This window comes from Thermomonospora curvata DSM 43183, from assembly GCF_000024385.1.
GTDB lineage: Bacteria > Actinomycetota > Actinomycetes > Streptosporangiales > Streptosporangiaceae > Thermomonospora > Thermomonospora curvata.
The window spans coordinates 840,166-855,716 of sequence record NC_013510.1 but is presented as its reverse complement, the minus strand read 5'-3'; the positions used below and the strand labels follow the sequence as shown (position 1 = coordinate 855,716).

15 protein-coding genes are annotated in these 15,551 nt (G+C 71.9%); 10 read left to right on the top strand and 5 right to left on the bottom strand.

The features are described from left to right. Nucleotides 1–297: 297 nt before the first annotated feature. Nucleotides 298–660, bottom strand: coding sequence for a histone-like nucleoid-structuring protein Lsr2 (locus TCUR_RS03770; protein ID WP_012851147.1), 363 nt, complete (start codon nucleotides 658–660; stop codon nucleotides 298–300). 82 nt (nucleotides 661–742) lie between these two features. On the opposite strand from TCUR_RS03770, the gene TCUR_RS03765 reads away from it, so the two are divergent. Together TCUR_RS03765 and TCUR_RS03760 are read left to right on the top strand one after the other, a co-directional pair. Further along, a complete protein-coding gene (locus TCUR_RS03765; RefSeq protein WP_012851146.1) occupies nucleotides 743–2,248 on the top strand; it encodes a malonate--CoA ligase in 1,506 nt (501 codons plus the stop codon). A 683-nt stretch (nucleotides 2,249–2,931) separates the two neighbouring features. Continuing rightward, complete coding sequence (locus TCUR_RS03760) at nucleotides 2,932–3,750, top strand: GntR family transcriptional regulator (RefSeq protein ID WP_012851145.1); 819 nt, start codon at nucleotides 2,932–2,934, stop codon at nucleotides 3,748–3,750. Between the two features lie 272 nt (nucleotides 3,751–4,022). Here the strand turns inward: TCUR_RS03760 and TCUR_RS03755 are convergent, their stop codons facing one another. After that, nucleotides 4,023–5,675, bottom strand: a complete 1,653-nt coding sequence (locus TCUR_RS03755; protein ID WP_012851144.1) for an FAD-binding protein — start codon at nucleotides 5,673–5,675, stop codon at nucleotides 4,023–4,025. 54 nt (nucleotides 5,676–5,729) lie between these two features. Between TCUR_RS03755 and TCUR_RS27425 the strand changes: the two genes are divergently transcribed. The 3 genes from TCUR_RS27425 to TCUR_RS03740 all read left to right on the top strand — a co-directional run bounded on the left by TCUR_RS27425 (nucleotide 5,730) and on the right by TCUR_RS03740 (nucleotide 8,734). Next, nucleotides 5,730–6,305 (top strand): TetR/AcrR family transcriptional regulator, encoded by a 576-nt coding sequence (locus tag TCUR_RS27425; protein ID WP_012851143.1) that lies wholly within the window; start codon nucleotides 5,730–5,732, stop codon nucleotides 6,303–6,305. 74 nt (nucleotides 6,306–6,379) lie between these two features. Next, nucleotides 6,380–7,165, top strand: coding sequence for a thioesterase family protein (locus TCUR_RS03745; RefSeq protein ID WP_041439292.1), 786 nt, complete (start codon nucleotides 6,380–6,382; stop codon nucleotides 7,163–7,165). 594 nt (nucleotides 7,166–7,759) lie between these two features. Next, on the top strand, nucleotides 7,760–8,734 hold the full coding sequence (locus tag TCUR_RS03740; RefSeq protein ID WP_012851141.1) for an ankyrin repeat domain-containing protein: 975 nt from the start codon (nucleotides 7,760–7,762) through the stop codon (nucleotides 8,732–8,734). A gap of 232 nt (nucleotides 8,735–8,966) precedes the next feature. Here TCUR_RS03740 and TCUR_RS26880 read toward each other — a convergent pair whose 3' ends face one another. Next, nucleotides 8,967–9,332, bottom strand: a complete 366-nt coding sequence (locus TCUR_RS26880) for a sporulation protein (protein ID WP_052305405.1) — start codon at nucleotides 9,330–9,332, stop codon at nucleotides 8,967–8,969. A gap of 4 nt (nucleotides 9,333–9,336) precedes the next feature. Here TCUR_RS26880 and TCUR_RS26875 point away from each other — a divergent pair, with 4 nt between their 5' ends. Both TCUR_RS26875 and TCUR_RS03730 read left to right on the top strand, forming a co-directional pair. Then, nucleotides 9,337–9,675, top strand: a complete 339-nt coding sequence (locus TCUR_RS26875; protein WP_052305404.1) for a hypothetical protein — start codon at nucleotides 9,337–9,339, stop codon at nucleotides 9,673–9,675. Between the two features lie 132 nt (nucleotides 9,676–9,807). After that, nucleotides 9,808–10,401, top strand: a complete 594-nt coding sequence (locus TCUR_RS03730; protein WP_012851139.1) for an Rv1733c family protein — start codon at nucleotides 9,808–9,810, stop codon at nucleotides 10,399–10,401. Between the two features lie 29 nt (nucleotides 10,402–10,430). Here TCUR_RS03730 and TCUR_RS03725 read toward each other — a convergent pair whose 3' ends face one another. Both TCUR_RS03725 and TCUR_RS03720 read right to left on the bottom strand, forming a co-directional pair. Continuing rightward, on the bottom strand, nucleotides 10,431–11,447 hold the full coding sequence (locus tag TCUR_RS03725) for an Acg family FMN-binding oxidoreductase (RefSeq protein WP_041439291.1): 1,017 nt from the start codon (nucleotides 11,445–11,447) through the stop codon (nucleotides 10,431–10,433). Between the two features lie 201 nt (nucleotides 11,448–11,648). Beyond that, nucleotides 11,649–12,851, bottom strand: a complete 1,203-nt coding sequence (locus tag TCUR_RS03720; protein WP_012851137.1) for a PucR family transcriptional regulator — start codon at nucleotides 12,849–12,851, stop codon at nucleotides 11,649–11,651. Between the two features lie 185 nt (nucleotides 12,852–13,036). Between TCUR_RS03720 and TCUR_RS03715 the strand changes: the two genes are divergently transcribed. Genes TCUR_RS03715 through TCUR_RS03705 form a run of 3 tightly spaced genes read left to right on the top strand, consistent with a single transcriptional unit; the run spans nucleotide 13,037 to nucleotide 15,551 of the window. Next, the gene (locus tag TCUR_RS03715) at nucleotides 13,037–13,861 is read left to right on the top strand and encodes an ABC transporter ATP-binding protein (protein ID WP_012851136.1); all 825 of its coding nucleotides are present in this window, start codon (nucleotides 13,037–13,039) and stop codon (nucleotides 13,859–13,861) included. Then, the gene (locus tag TCUR_RS03710) at nucleotides 13,858–14,664 is read left to right on the top strand and encodes an ABC transporter ATP-binding protein (protein ID WP_012851135.1); all 807 of its coding nucleotides are present in this window, start codon (nucleotides 13,858–13,860) and stop codon (nucleotides 14,662–14,664) included. The genes TCUR_RS03715 and TCUR_RS03710 overlap by 4 nt, the downstream gene beginning before the upstream one ends. Continuing rightward, nucleotides 14,661–15,551: a branched-chain amino acid ABC transporter permease gene (locus tag TCUR_RS03705; RefSeq protein ID WP_012851134.1), complete on the top strand. Its 891-nt coding sequence runs from the start codon at nucleotides 14,661–14,663 to the stop codon at nucleotides 15,549–15,551. Before TCUR_RS03710 ends, TCUR_RS03705 begins: the two co-directional genes overlap by 4 nt.

Here is a 15,551-nt window from a genome sequence, read left to right as displayed (position 1 = left end):
TGCATCGCCGGATTCGGTACGAGACGTCCGAAGCAGTCCCAGGCCCTGCCGTCCCGGGGATGCGGCTGTGTCCGGCCCGGTGAGCGCACCACCGCCGGTGCTGAACGTCCGTTCAAACCGAAAAGGGGCCGGGTGGGTTTCCCGTCAGCCGGGCCGTGTCGATCGTCGTCGCGGCCGGGCGCTCTCGGCACCGGCCGCCGCTGACGTCCTCCCCACGGCGGGGGAGGACGTCAGCGGGTGCCCGTGATCCGCGCGTCAGGAAGAGAGGGCCGCCGGATCAGGAACGGGCGGTGAGATTCACCCTTCGGGCTTGGCGTCCGGGTGAGCAGCGATGAACTGCTCGTAGACCTCGTCGGGGATCTTGCCCCGCTCGCTGAGCTCGATGCCCTGGGCCTGGGCCCACTGGCGGACATCGGTGTTGGAGTAACCCCGGAGCCGAGGAGCGGCGTCGGCGCTCTTGCGGGCGCGGGTGGCGCGCTTGACGGTGGTCGCCTTCTCCAGGTAGGGGGCGAGCGCCTCAAGCACCTCGGTGAGCTTCTTGTAGTTGGCGTCCCCCAGGTCGATGGTGAACTGGGCGCCGGCTACCTCGAAATCCCGCTTGGCGACGTCCTCCCCTTCGTGCCCGTCGATGTCGTCGACCAGGACGACCTTGGTGGCCATGCACTCCCTCTCGTTGACTTGATCGGCGAGCCATCATCATAGGAGCCGACCAGGTCATGACGGGCGCGATGGAGGAAGCACGATGCTCAAAGGGCCCGACGAGTGGCTCTCAACGCACGCCGATCGCAGCCCGGACCGAAGGTTCCTGCTGCTGGAGGACGGCTCGGCCCTGACCTACGGCCACTTCGACGAGCTGGTGGCCGGCTACGGCGGGGCGCTGCGGCAGGCCGGCGTCAAGGCGGCCGACCGGGTGGTCGTGCAGGCCGGCAAGTCGCCCGAGGCGCTGGCGCTGTGCCTGGCGTGCCTGCGGATCGGCGCGATCTACACCCCGCTGAACACCGCCTACACCCCGGCCGAGCTGGAGTACTTCCTCCAGGACGCAGACCCCGCCCTGCTCGTCCTGGACCAGGAGGCCGACCGTCCCAAGGCCGTGGCGCCCGGGGTGCCGGTCGAGACGCTGGGGGACGGCGGCACGCTTTCGGCCGCCGCGCGCACGGCCCCGCCCCACCGCGAGCAGGCCCGGTTCGACCTGGACGCCCCCGCCGCGATGCTGTACACCTCCGGGACCACCGGACGGCCGAAGGGGGCCGTGCTCAGCCGCCGGGTGCTCGCCTCGAACGCGGCGGCCCTCGCCCGGATCTGGGAATTCGGCCCTGAGGACGTGCTGCTGCACGCTCTGCCGATCTTCCACGCCCACGGCCTGTTCATCTCGACCAACACGGTGCTCGCCGCGGGCGCCTCCATGGTCTTTTTGAAGAAGTTCGACGCGGCCCAGGTCATGGCCTGGCTGCCCCGCTGCACGGTGATGATGGGGGTGCCGACCTTCTACACGCGGCTTCTCGAACGGCGGGAGCTGGACCAGGCCGCGGTGAAGGGCGTGCGGCTGTTCGTGTCGGGTTCGGCGCCCTTGCTGCCCGAAACCCACCGGCGTTTCAAAGAGCGGACCGGTCACGCCATTCTGGAACGCTACGGCATGACCGAGACCCTGGTGATCTCTTCGCACCCTTACCACGGGGAGCGCCGTCCCGGTTCGGTCGGTTTCCCTCTGCCGGACGTCCAGGTGCGGATAGCCGACCCGGCGACGGGCGAGGTGCTACCGGCCGGCGAGATCGGCGTCATCGAGGTGCGCGGCCCCAACCTTTTCGACGGCTACTGGCGGGCCCCGGACAAGACCGCGCAGGACATGCGCCCGGACGGCTTCTTCATCACCGGCGACCTGGGCATGCTGGACGCCGAAGGCCAGATCCACATAGTCGGCCGGAGCAAGGACCTCATCATCTCCGGCGGCTACAACGTCTACCCCAAAGAGGTCGAAACAGAGATCGACTCCCTGCCGGGCGTCAAGGAGAGCGCCGTGGTCGGCGTCCCGCACCCCGACTTCGGCGAAGGGGTCATCGCGATCGTCACCCCCCTGCCGGGAGCCGAACTCGACCCGAACTCGATCATCGACGCCCTCAACGGGAGACTGGCCCGCTACAAGCAGCCCAAGCGCGTTTTCATCGAGGCGGAACTCCCCCGCAATGCGATGGGCAAAGTCCAAAAAGAACTCCTCCGCCAAAAACACCGCGGAACATTCACCACAGTGTGATGCCGGCGAGTTCGGCATCACGCACGGCACGTCGGCGTTTCCCGGCGATCGGCGCCGCTGGAAAACAGAAGCCCTGGTGGCGGCCCACCAGGGCCGAGAGGCCTCCGGAAGGCCGTGCGACATGGGTGCGTGCTCCGTCCCGTCGTGAAACCCTGTTGCGCACCGATCAAGATCCAGCGGTTCCAAGCGGATGGGCGTGTCGCTTCCCCAGGCCTGCTCCTCCCCTGGACAGCGTCCACTGTCGGTGTGCGCTGGTTTCCAACGCACCGTTCCCGCAGGACGCATACGGAGACATCGCAGTCAGGGACGATGCCGTGGCCTCGGACACCGCCGAAGCCCCGTCCCGGCCCTCCAGGGCCACCTGTTGAAAAGACTCCCCGACGCTCGGGGGCGAAGGCTGATCACCGCACTCGGAAAGAAGGTCCCGCTCTTCTTCAGAAGACCGTTTCCGCAGTTCACGGGCGTGCCCCGAAGCCGGTTCCCGACCTGGGCAGCGTGGGGTCGCCCGAGCAGGGCACGGGGCATTGAGTGAGCACACCGGCCCGCCTCTCCACGAGCTCTCCTGTGGACTTCCCTTCAGGTCTTTTGACGAGGAATGCCTCCCAAGCAAGAGCGGTAAAACCCGACAGAGGAACCAACCCCTCTGATGGGTTCCGCGCCTCTGATGGGAATGAGAGTTGATCATGGCGGACGCCCTGCCCAAGTACCTCCAGATCGCCAAAGACCTGCAACGGCAGATCGAGGAAGGCACGCTCAAGGCCGGTGACCGGCTGCCCACCGAAAGCGAACTGGCGGCCAGGTGGAAGGTCTCCACGAGCACGGTCAAAGACGCCCTCAGCGAGCTGCGCAAAAGCGGCCGGGTCCAGACCCGCCCCCGGGAGGGCACCTTCGTGCTGCCCCGCCGCAGACCGCTGACCATCACCCTCAACGACCGGGAACTGGACATGCCGCAGGTGCCGGCCGAATCCCGGATGGGCGGCGGGGAGGGCCGGGCGTTTCGGCAGGAGGCCGAACGCCAGGGCTTTCAGGCCACCTGGGACCTGCCGGAGGTCACCGTCGGCCCGGCCGAGCCCTGGCAGCTGGAGGCCTTCGGGCTCCCCCCGGACCAGCGGGTGCAGATCGTGCAGCGCAAGCAGCGGCGCTTCATCGACGGGGAGCCCAACTCCCTGCAGTACTCCTACTTCACCCTGGAACTGGCCCTCAAAGCTCCCCTGCTGCTGAACGGGGAGGACATCGAGCAAGGGCATGTGGCCTACCTGGCCGAGCTCGGTTTCGTGCAGGTCGGCTACCTGGATGAGTTCGACGCCCGGCCCCCGCACCGCGATGAGGCGGAGTTCTTCGGTCTCTCCCGCGACAGCCTGGCCGTGATCGAGCACTCCCGCACCGCCTACGACCAGGACGGCAAGCCCTTCCGGCTGACCGTCACGGTCTACCGGCCGCGCAGCAACAAGATCCGCTTTTACGCCGGCAAGGTGCCCCCATCCGTACTGGAAGGCTCATGAAGGCCGGAAGCCCGGACAGCCGGCCGAGGACGCCGCCCTCCGAACGAGGTGCTTCTCCCAGCCCATACGCTGGACGGCCCCTCCCCGAGAACGGGAGGGGCCGTCCAGCGAGCCTTGTCAACATGCGCTCTCAGCGGGCCGGGACGGAGGCCCAAGCGGTCCTCAAGGTCATGACATCGCAGGTCACGGCTCCGTCCTGACTGCGCTGTCCCCGCATGTGACCTGCGGGGACGGCATGCTGAAAAAGACTCATGGCCTTTGCGGGCGGTTCGTCAGGTGCGGTTGCGGGCCATGTGGCGGGCGGCGCGGAGGCCGAAGACGGTGGCGGGGCCGATGGTGGAGCCCGGGCCGGGGTAGGTGCGGCCCATGACCGAGGCGGAGGTGTTGCCCGCGGCGTACAGGCCCTCGATGACCGAGCCGTCTTCGCGCAGGGCGCGGGCGTCGGCGTCGGTGACCACGCCGCCCTTGGTGCCCAGGTCGCCGATGACGACCTTGAACGCGGTGAACGGGGGCTTCTCCAGCGGCCCCAGGCACGGGTTGGGGCGGACGGTGGGGTCGCCGTAGTAGCGGTCGTAGGCGGAGTTGCCGCGGCCGAAGTCGCCGTCGATGCCGCAGCGGGCGAAGCCGTTGAAGCGTTCGACGGTGGCCTGCAGGCGGGCCGGTTCCACGCCGATCCGGACGGCCAGCTCGCCCAGCGTGGCGGCCTTCACCATGATCCCGGCCTCGGCCATGGCCTTGTTGACCCGGGGGTCCATGGCGAAGCTGCGCATGTAGCGGCGGGCGTGCCGGGCGTCGGCGATGAGCCAGTAGGGGCCGTCCTTGTCGTGTTCGAGCATGTGGTGGCCCAAATCGACGTACGACTCGGACTCGTTGGCGAAGCGGTCGCCCTTGGCGTCCACCATGATCGAGTACGGCAGGGAGCGCTCGCCGACGATGAAGGCGGGGGTGCCGCCGGGGACGGGGGCCACCGAGGCGCCCCACCAGGCCTCGTCCATCAGTTCCAGGGCGGCGCCGACGGACTGGGCCAGCTCGATGGCGCGGCCGAGGTTGCCGGGGTTGCCGGAGGGGGAGCCGTCGATGCCCTGGTACTTGCGCCGCCACTTGGCGTTGTGCTCAAAACCGCCGGCGGCGAGCATGACGCCGCGCCGGGCGCCGACGGTGATCTGGCGGCCGTGCCGCCGGGTGCGGACGCCGACCACGCGGTCGCCGTCGACCAGCAGTTCCTCCAGCGGCGCGTTCAGCCACAGCGGCACGCTCTGGCGCAGCACCACCGCCTCCAGGAACGAGCAGGCCAGCCCGGCGCCGATGCCGACCAGGCGCCGGCCGCGCGCCACGCCGCCCAGCGCCCGGAACACGAAACGGGCGCCGCGTGCGAAGCCGCCCGGGGTGGACCAGGCCCGCGACAGCAGCCACACGTCATCGGTCTTGATCGGCACCGGGAGGGCCGCGCGGCAGCTGTCCCACCAGTGGCCGATCCGCTTGGAGTCGAACGGCTCGACCTCGATGGAACGGCCGATCTTGCCGCCGGGCAGCTCGGGGTAGTAGTCGGGGTAGTCGGTGGCGCGCACAAAGCGCATGCCGTACTTTTCGGCCGTGGTGACGAAGTCGTCCACCCCGTCGACGAAGGCCTCCTTGCGTTCCCGGGAGGTGGCGCGGCCCACGTCGCCGATCGTGGCCTCCATGTAGGCCAGGGCCTCTTCGCGGGAGTCGGCGACGCCGGCCCGCCGCATGAGGGGGTTGTTGGGCATCCACAGGCCGCCGCCGGACATCGCCGTGCTGCCGCCCCATTTGTCGGTGCCCTCCAGGATCACCACGCTCAGGCCCTCGTCGGCGGCGCCCAGGGCGGTGGCGAATCCGGCGCCGCCGCTGCCGACCACCACGACGTCATAGGTGTGATCAAAGGACTGGTTGCCGGGTTGGGACATCGGCCGCTCCTTCACCTAACCGGACACCTTTGTCCGGAAGAGTATGCTGCGGATGTGCCCGCCACGTCACGCAGGGGCAATCGAGGTCCGGCCGCCGCCGCCGGCAACCGCCGCGCGATCTTGGACGCCGCCCGCCGTCTGTTCACCGAACGCGGCTACCGGGTGCCGCTGAGCACGATCGCCCGGGAGGCCGGGGTCGGCCAGGGGGTGCTGTACCGGCACTTCCCCACCCGGCTGGACCTGGCGTTCGCGGTGTTCGAGGAGAACTTCGCCGAGCTGGAGGCCATCGCCGCCGACCCGGGCGAGGGGGCCTTCGGGCGGCTGTGGTCGCGGCTGCTGGAGATGACCATCGCCGAGTCGGCGTTCGTGGAGATGGTCGTGGACGCCCGGCGCGCCCTGCCCGACCGGGGGGACGACCGGCGGCTGCTGGCGCTGGTGGAGGCGACGCTGCCGCGCGCCCGGGCGGCCGGGCTGGTGGACCCCGCGCTCACCGCCGACGACGTGCTGCTGGCCCAGCGCATGGTCTACGGGGTGGTGGTCACCGAGACCGACCCGGTGCGGGTCCGGCAGGCCGTGGAGGGGGCGCTGGCCCTGCTGAAGGAGCGCGCCCTCGTCCCGGCGGTGCGCTGACCTGCGCCCTTCGTGGACGGCGCGAGGAGGGGCCGCCGGTCAACGCAGATTCCGGCATGCACAAAAATCGTCCCATGAGCGATCTGCCGGAAGCCTTCTATCTGCCCCTCGGGGACGGCTGCTACGAGCCCACCCGCGCCACCGAAAGCCCGTGGTCGCCCGACGCCCAGCACGGCGGGCCGCCCACGGCGCTGCTGGCGCACGAGCTGGACGCCACCGCCGCACCCGGCATGCGGCTGGCCCGGATCTCGGTGGACTTCCTCGGCCCCATCCCGCGCCGCCGGCTGCGCATCGAGGTGTCCACGCTGCGTCCGGGACGGCAGATCGCGCTGGCGGAGGCGACGATGATCGTCGACGACCGGCCGGCGGTGATCGCCCGCGCCTGGCACATCGCCACCGGCCCGACGCCCCCGGCCGCCGGCGCCCCGTTCGACCCGCCGCCGCCGCTGCCTGAGGCCCAGGAGGACTGGCACGACCCCGACCTGGACGGCTGGGGCTATGGCCAGGCCATCGAGTGGCGGCACACCCACGGCCTCGGCGAGACCTCCGGCCATGCGGAGGTGTGGACGCGGGTGCGCATCCCCCTGATCGCCGGGGAGAAGCCGACCGGCCTGGCGCGGGCGCTGATCGTCGCCGACTCGGCCAACGGGATATCCCTGGCGCTGCCGATGCGGCAGTGGCTGTCCATCCCGCCGACCATGACCGCCACGTTGGGGCGCCTTCCCGAGGGCGAGTGGGTGCACATGGCCGCCCGCACCCGCCTGTCCGACGACGGGCTGGGCGTCGCGCACGCCACCATGAGCGACCTCACCGGCTATCTCGGCGAGGTCACCCAGCCGCTGCTGGTCCGCGAGCGCTGACCGCCGCGCCCTGGGATCCTCACGCGGCGGCGGGGAGGCCGTCCAAGGCGAGCCGGTGCCGGTCGTCACCAAACCTCTTTCAACACGACGTTCCCGCAGATGGAGCCGGCGGCAATGCCGTGACCTGCAACGTCGTGACCTTGGATGCCGCAAGGGCTCCCGTCTGCGGCGCCCAAGACCACGTGTTGAAAAAGGTTCACTGATGCTGCAGCGCAGGTCCGGTCCGGCGGCGTCGCGTGCCGCGTCCTTCCCGTCGCGGCCCCTCCTTTCGGGCGCTCATGCCGCTTCTCCGCCGCCGAACTCGTTCACCACCCTGTTTCCTCAGGTCACCTACGGGTAGGACGTGCTTTCAAGACTTCTGCTCCCAGATTTTTGAGGACGGGTGTTGGACAGAATTCTCCATCCATCGGGTGAACGTCGGCGGAATTAATAGCGCCGGGGCCCGTCCCGATGCGCGAAGGGTTCTTTTTCCGTCTCCCTAAGGCCCCTCAGGAAACACCGCAGCCCTGGCCGTGAGGTGCTCGCGCGCCGCCACAAAGAAACGGTAGGTTGAAAATGATCATGCTGTCGGGTGCGTGGACCCCAGGGGGCGCCATGGCCGCTGAGAAGAACGACTGGACGGGAGTGGCCCGGTGGGACTGGGAGGATCCGGACACCATCCGCGCCCGGCTGGAGGCGGGGGCCGATCCCGACGCCCGGATCTGGGGCGGCCGGCCGGTGCTGCACGTGGCGGCCGAGCTGGGGTCCCCGGAGGCGGTCGCCGAGCTGGCCGCGCGGGCCCGTGACATCGACGCCGAGTACATGGGGCGCACGGCGCTGTGGGAGGCCGTCTTCGCCCGCTGCTTCGGCAACGCCCGCGTGCTGGCCGAAGCGGGCGCCGACCCGTGGCGGCCGATGATGGCCGGCTGGCCGCCCGGACGGCTCGCCCTGGCCGGCCCGAACCCCGACCTGTTCCCCCTGCCGGAAGGGCGAAGCGGCCTGTCGCCCGCCGAGTCCGCCGCGGTGGCCGAGGCCCGGCGCATGGTCGCCGTGCTGGGCGATGTCTCCGACTACATCGGCATGGGCGTGGCGTGCGTGGCCGGTATCGACGCGGCCGAGGCCGCGCGGCGGCTGCAGGCCACGCCGATCACCGACACCGGTCCCGGTTCCTTCCTGGCCGATCCGTGGTCCCACCGGCTGGACGGGGAGGACGGCCTGACCATCGTGGGCGCCACCGACGTGTCCGGCGGGTGCGTCATCACCCAGCCGTGGGGGTACGCCCCGCAGATGCCCGGGGTGCTGAAGGCGTTGTCGGCGGGCACCGTCTGCTACGGGATGTACGCCAATCCCAAGAGCGGCGATCAGGGCAGCATCTGCCGGGACGGCGTGCTGGAGGACTGGGATCTGATTCCCGGTGCTCCTCCCGGCCCTGACGCCTCCTCTCGGGAGGTCCTGCTGTCCTTCCTCTATCAGGACGATGCGGTGGGGTACGCGTGCGCCTACGCGGGGCTGCGGCTGACCGACGCCCGCGCGGTCACCGGCCCACCCGATGTGTGGCTGCGGCTCCCCCGCCGCGACTACTGGCAGTGAACCTTTTCAACACGTGCGGGCCGGGACGGAGACCCAGGCGGCGTCCGAAGTCATGACATACAGGTCACAGCGTCGCCCCTGACCTCACCGCCCCGCACGCAACCTGTGGGACGGCGTGTTGAAAAGGCTCACCGCCCCCGGCGCGGCCCAGAAGGCCGCCGTGTGGCTTCGGTCTTGCTCCCGGCGAGGCCGTCGTCGGCCTCGTGGACGTGCTCAAAAGCCGCAGCGGCTGCTACCCGCCCACTCCCCACTGGGAACGGAAGTGCTCCTCCAGCCACTGGGGGAAGAATTCCTCGGTCAGTCCCTCGTACTCGAACCGGTAGGGACCGTAGGGGCCGATGATCAGGTGGAATGAGTCGGCTCCGGTGAGGACGCCTATTTCCAGGTTCTGGTGGCTCCACCCGCCGTACCCCGCGGGGAAGAAGAATTCCAGCTGCTGGGAGCACGGCAGGGTGTGCATCCCTTTGGTGAGCTCGAACTCGGCGAACTCGGTGTCGGACTTCTCGAACCGGAATCCCAGGTCCAGCAGCGCCTGGATGAACAGGTCGTGGGCGGGCAGCCCGTGCACGGCGATCTCGTCGAAGTCGCCCCGGTCCACCGCCTTGTCGATCGCCGGGCAGGTGCGGACGGCGGCGCCCGGTGCGCAGGGGATCGCACCGCTGCACGAGCCGGTGCGCGGCGGGCCGCAGCCCCGCGAGCGGGAGTTCCCGACCGGGCGGCCGCGCCCCGCCGACGACCAGATGCTCGCCGAGGTGCCGCAGGCCCGGCCCGGAGGCCGGCCGCCTTTCACCGGGGCGCTGCGCCGGGCGGTCACCGCCGGGCCCGACTCGCCGCTGGTCACGCCGCTGCCGGCGCAGGAGGAGATCGCCGGGGCGCGGGGACGGGCCGCCGCGCGCAGCCGAGCCGAGATCACTTGCACGCCGTTTTCGCGTCTTCGGTGAGCCGTCCCCGAGACGGGGCAAAGGGACTTTGGTCCCTTGGTGTCGGGAAACCCGGCCCTGACCTGGAAGGTCCTTGCGGCCCTAGCGTCGGGGGGACGCCAAGGAGGGCGCGGGGACGCGGGGAGGAAGAGCATGAGGGCTTCCGGCGCGATCGAACGGCTGCACCGCCTGCGCAGGCGGCTGGGTTTCGATCGCAATGAGCTGCGGCGCGGCGTCGACCGGCTCCAGTGGTCGGCCGGGCTGCTGCTGACGGTGCTGTTCGTGGTGCTCGGCAGCACGGTGGCGGTGCTGGCCGCCGGGCCGGTCTACCAGGACGGCGTGCGGGCCGAGCGGCAGGAGCGGGCCGTGCGGCACCAGGTCGTGGCGACCGCGCTGAGCCGCCCGGAAGCCGGCGGTCCCGACGCCGTGGCCCGGTATGTGGTGCGGGTGCGCTGGACCGAGCCGGACGGCTCGGCCCGCACCGGGACGGCCGCGGCGTGGAGCCCGCAGATCCGCCCCGGTGAGACCAGGCGGGTGTGGGTGGACGACTCGGGCCGGCCCGCCGATCCGCCCCGCTCGCACCGGCGCACCGTCTTCGAAACCGCCGCCACGGCCGCCGGCGCCGTGCTGGCCTCCGGGCTGCTGCTGCTGATCGCCTACATGCTGGTCCGCCAGCACACCGACCGGCTGCGCGCCGCCGAGTGGGACGCCGCCTTGGCCAGGCTTAATCCCCGCCGGACCCGCTGACCCTCCTCCGGCGGCTCGCGCGCGGCTCCTCACTCTTGGTGGAGCAGTTCGCCGAGGGGACGGCGCACGGTCCGGTAGCGGGTGTCGGTCACTCCCAGCCGCAGCAGCATCTGCGGGTTCGCCCCGTCGCACAACCGGGTGCGGATGACCTCCCGCAGCTCCGGGAACTCCAGCGCCTGGGTGTGGAAGGCGGCCGACAGGCCCTCCTCGGCGTGGGCCCGCAGCAGGACGCGCTGCATCGCCTGGCCGGCGCGCAGCCAGTCCGCGGGAGTGTCCGCGGCCGTGGTGAGCAGGACGACCACGCCGGTGGCCGCTCCCCGGGCGGCGTCGCCGGAGGGCGCATCGCTCCCCCAGCCCTGTCCGCGGGCGAAGTCCCGGCCGGGGAAGTCCGGCCGGGCCCGTTCGGGCTCGCGGGGGTAGGCCTCGGCGTGGACGCCGTCCGGCCGGCTGCTGTGCGGCGGGGGCGCCCACCGGATGATCTCGGCGTTGCGGGCCGGGTCGGCCCGGCCCAGGTGCTCGGCCGCCCCGGTCAGCGCGGCCAGCGCCGCCCGGGCGTGCTCGTCGGTGATCACGTGCAGCGCAGCGCCCTCCCGCCGCGCCTCCTCCCGCAGCGTGGCCAGCAGCCCGGCGGGCACCTGGTGGGGGCGGAACGGGCCGCGGTGGGTGCGCCGCTCCCGCACCTGCTCATACAGCCGGACCACGTCGGGGCCGGCGGGGCCTTCGGCGGGCTCGGTCACGTCCACATCGGCCAGCAGGTGGGGCCGGTCGGGTTCGGGCAGCAGCCGCACGCGCGGCGCATACCCCCGGTAGCGCAGCGCCAAGACCAGGTTGAACAGCGCCGCGCCGCAGCTGATCAGCATCTCCCGGCCGTCGGGGTCGGCCACATCCAGCCTGCGGTCGGCGTCGGCGCGCAGGCTGATGCGCCCCTCCCCGATCCCGAACGTCCAGGGCTGGGTGTTGTAGACCGACGGGGCCCACCGGGCGGCCTCGACGGCGAAGCGGGCGTCCTCGGCGAACCGTCCGGTATCGCCGCGGGTGTCGTTCACCGGCTTAGGTTTCATCTCGCCCCCTGAGTGAGCCGTCCCGATTCCAGGTCATCACCGCCGACGCCGCCCCGGTAGGGCCGTAGGTCACGGGGCGGCGGGACTTTCGAGGCACCGGTTTCGAAAGTCCCGCCGCCGCTGTGCGGTCATGGACGCCGTTGACGGCTTGTTCCCTGCGGAGGGCCGGTTCGAACGGGGGCCGTGTCAGCCGGCCTCTCGTTCAGGGGTGGCGAGGATGTGGTAGGCGTCGAGGGCGAGGGTCAGTTCCATCACCTGGCGGGGGCGGTCCGGGGAGCGGCCGGTCAGCGTCTCGATGCGGCGGAGGCGGTTGAAGACCGTGTTGCGGTGGCAGTAGAGGGTCGCGGCGGTGCGGGCCACCGACCCTTCGCATTCCAGCCAGCACGACAGGGTGGCCAGCAGGGTGTCCCGGTCGTGGGGGTCGAGTTCCAAGATGGGCCGCAGCACCGCGTTCACCAGGCGTTCGGCCAGGTCGGGCTGGGTGACCGAGAGCACCGCCGGGAGCCGTTCGTCCAGGTGGACGACTTCGCCCTCCCGGCAGGTGCGCAGCGCCAGGACGGCGTAGCGGCGGGCCTCGCTCAGCTCCGGCAGGCCCTCCACCACGGGGCTGACCCCGGCCCGGCCGGGCAGCGCCGGCCGCAGCGCGGCCAGCGCCTTGTCGGGGTCCCGGTCGGCCAGGGCGACGACCACCAGCTCGCAGTCGGGGCGGGTGCGCCACAGCAGCCGCAGCCCGGCCGCCTCGGCGGGACGGCGGGACAGTTCGGGGCGGGCGCAGCCGTCGGCGCGGGTGGCCACCACCAGGTAGCGGCCGAACTGCGGCACCTGCAGGGCGGCCGCGGCGTCCCGCACCACCGCGGTGTCGGCGCGGCCCTCCAGCAGCGCGTCCAGCAGGGCCTGGGCGCGTTCGGCGCGGCGGCTGCGCAGCTCGCTCTCCCGGCGCCGGTAGGCGTCGGCGGCGACCACCGCCTGCCGGTCGACGCCGTGCCACAGCCGTCCCGCCCCGCGCAGCAGCGCGGCGGCGGCCTCGGGGTATTCGGCGGTCACCACGTCCACCATGGCCTCCCAGGTGATCTGGGTGGCCAGCCGGTAGCCGCGCAGCAGTGAGTCCAGCGGGACGCCCTGTTCGGCGCGGCGGGCGCCGACCTCCATGGCGTGGGACAGGTCGCGCCGCTCCGGCCAGGCCTGCATGACCGCGCCGATGCCGGCGCGGAACCCCTGCTCCAGGTCCCGGCGGTGCTCGGCCTCGGGGATCCGGCGGTAGGCGTTCTCGGTGGAGCGCAGCTCGGTCAGCAGCCGGTCGGCCAGTTGGGGAACCTGCTCCAGCAGCCGGGCGGCCACCGTCCGCATCACCGTGCGGATCTCTGCTCGGGTCAGTACCGGACTCGGCACGAGGCCCTCCCAAACCGAATGTCGTTCGGCCGAAAAAGTTATCCCAGCGTTGTGCATCCGCACAGTCCCCCGCAACCCCTCCCGACGTGCGGATGTGCATCGGTCTCCAGTTGCCGCCGGAGTCTGGACGCCCCTTTCGGCCGCGGGTTTGTGTGTCGTACCACACACCCCACGGAGGATCTTGGATGGACGCCGAGGAGCCCCTGCCCCCCGACGGCGCCGGCGGCCTGCGCATCAGCGGCCTGCACGTCGGCTACGGGCCGGTCCGGGCGCTGCGCGGAGTGTCGCTGCAGGCCCCGCCCGGCTCGGTGGTGGCCGTGCTGGGCGCCAACGGAGCGGGCAAATCGACGCTGCTGCGCGCGATCTCGGGAACCCTGCGCTTTCACCGCGGCACCATCAGCGCCGGCGAGATCGAATACGCCGGCCGCCGGCTGTCGGGGCTGAGCCCGGCGGCGGTGGTGGCCCGCGGCGTGACCCAGGTGCCCGAGGGCCGGCGAATCTTCACCCGGATGACCGTGGCGGAGAACCTGCGCGCCGGGGCGCTGGGCGTGCGCGGGCGCAAGGCGGCGGCCGCCGCCCGCAGGCGGGTGCTGGAGCTGTTCCCGGTGCTGGCCGAGCGGGCCGGGCAGCGCGCCGGGCTGCTGTCGGGCGGTGAGCAGCAGATGCTCGCCATCGGGCGGGCGCTGATGGCCCGGCCCTCCCTGCTGCTGCTGGACGAGCCCACCCTCGGGCTGGCCCCGCTGATGGCCGCCCGCATCGCCGACACCATCCGCGAGATCAACGCCCAGGGCACCACCGTGCTGCTGGTGGAGCAGAACGCCGCGCTGGCGCTGTCGCTGGCCTCCCACGCCTACGTGCTGGAGGTCGGCGAGGTGACCATGTCCGGCCCGGCCGCAAAGCTGGCCGCCAGCGACGAAGTGCGCCGCCGCTACCTGGGCGAGACGGGCCCCGGCGAGGAGGAGCGGGCCGAGGAGACCGCCCGTCCGGCGCTGAGCAGGTGGACGCCATGAGCGCGCCTGCCGAGCTGCAGGTCAGGGACGTCACCGTCCGGTTCTCCGGGCTGGTGGCCCTGGACTCGGTGAGCTTCACCGTGCGTCCGGGCAGCATCCACGCCCTCATCGGGCCCAACGGAGCGGGCAAGTCCACCTGCTTCAACGTGCTGTCGGGCGTCTACAAGGCCACCTTTGGCAGCGTGAAGTTCGGCGGCACCGAGCTGACCGGGCTGCCCCCGCACAAGATCGCCGCGCTCGGCGTGGCCCGCACCTTCCAGAACATCGCGCTGTCGCCGCTGCTGTCGGTGGCCGACAACCTGATGCTGGGCCGGCACCGGCTGACCCGCACCGGGTTCCTGTCGGCCGGGCTGCGCCTGCCGCGCGCCCGCCGCGAGGCCGCCGCCCACTCGGCCCGGGTCGCCGAGATCGCCGCCTTCGTCGGGCTGAGCGAATACCTGCCGATGCCGGTGGGGCTGCTGCCGTACGGGGTGCAAAAGCGGGTGGAGCTGGCCCGCGCCCTGTGCATGGAGCCCAAGCTGCTGCTGCTGGACGAGCCGGTGGCCGGGATGAACGGCGGCGAGCGGCGAAAGATGGCCGCGCTGATCTCCGCCGTCCGGCGCGACCTGGGCATCTCGGTGCTGCTGGTCGAGCACGACATGGGCATGGTCATGCGGCTGGCCGACGCGGTCACCGTGCTGGACTTCGGCCGCCGCATCGCCGACGGCACCCCCGCCGAGGTCCAGCGCGACCCCGAGGTCATCCGCGCCTACCTGGGCGCCGCCGGCGACGAGGGCGCCGCGCTCCGCAAGGAGGGGACGTGACAACCTTCGCCGAACTGCTGCTGAACGGCGTGTCCATCGGGGCGGTGTACGCGCTGATCGCCCTGGGGTTCGTGATCATCTTCAAGGCCAGTGAGGTGGTGAACTTCGCGCACGCCTCGCTGCTGCTGGCCGGCGGCTTCATCGTGGCCGAGCTGCACCCGCGGATCGGGTTCTGGGCGGCGCTGGCGGCGGGCATCGCCGCGGCGGCGCTGCTGGGCGCGCTGATCGAGTTCTGCGTGATCCGCCGTTCCAAGGCCGCCTCGCACAGCGTGCTGGCGATCGTCACCATCGGCGTCGACATCGTCCTGGTCACCGAGCTGACCCGGCGGATCGGCACCGACGTGCTGGCGATGGGCGACCCGTGGGGCAGCCGGGTGGTGCACCTGGGGCCGGTGTCCATCGCGCAGACCAGGGTGGTGGCCCTGGTGGTGGCGGCCGCGCTGATCACCACGTTCCTGCTGGCGTTCAAGTACACCGGCTGGGGCGTGGCCATGCGGGCCGCCGCCGAGGACGGGGAGACCGCCGCGCTGATGGGGGTGCGGCTGAGCCGGGTGTCGCTGAGCGCCTGGGCGGTCGCCGGGGCGCTGGCCGCGGTCGCCGCGCTGTTCCTGGCGGTCTTCCCCACCCCGGGACTGGACCGGACCACCGCCTCCGCCGCCATGAAGGCGTTCCCCGCGGCGATCCTGGGCGGGCTGGACTCCACCACCGGGGCCCTGGTGGGCGGGCTGATCGTGGGCGTCACCGAGTCGCTGGCCACCGGCTACCAGAGCGAGCTGTCCTTCCTGGGCCGCGGGATCGGGGACGTCGCGCCCTTCCTCGTCATGATCGTCATCCTGCTCGTCCGCCCGGCCGGGCTGCTGGGCACCCGGGAGCTGACCCGTGTCTGA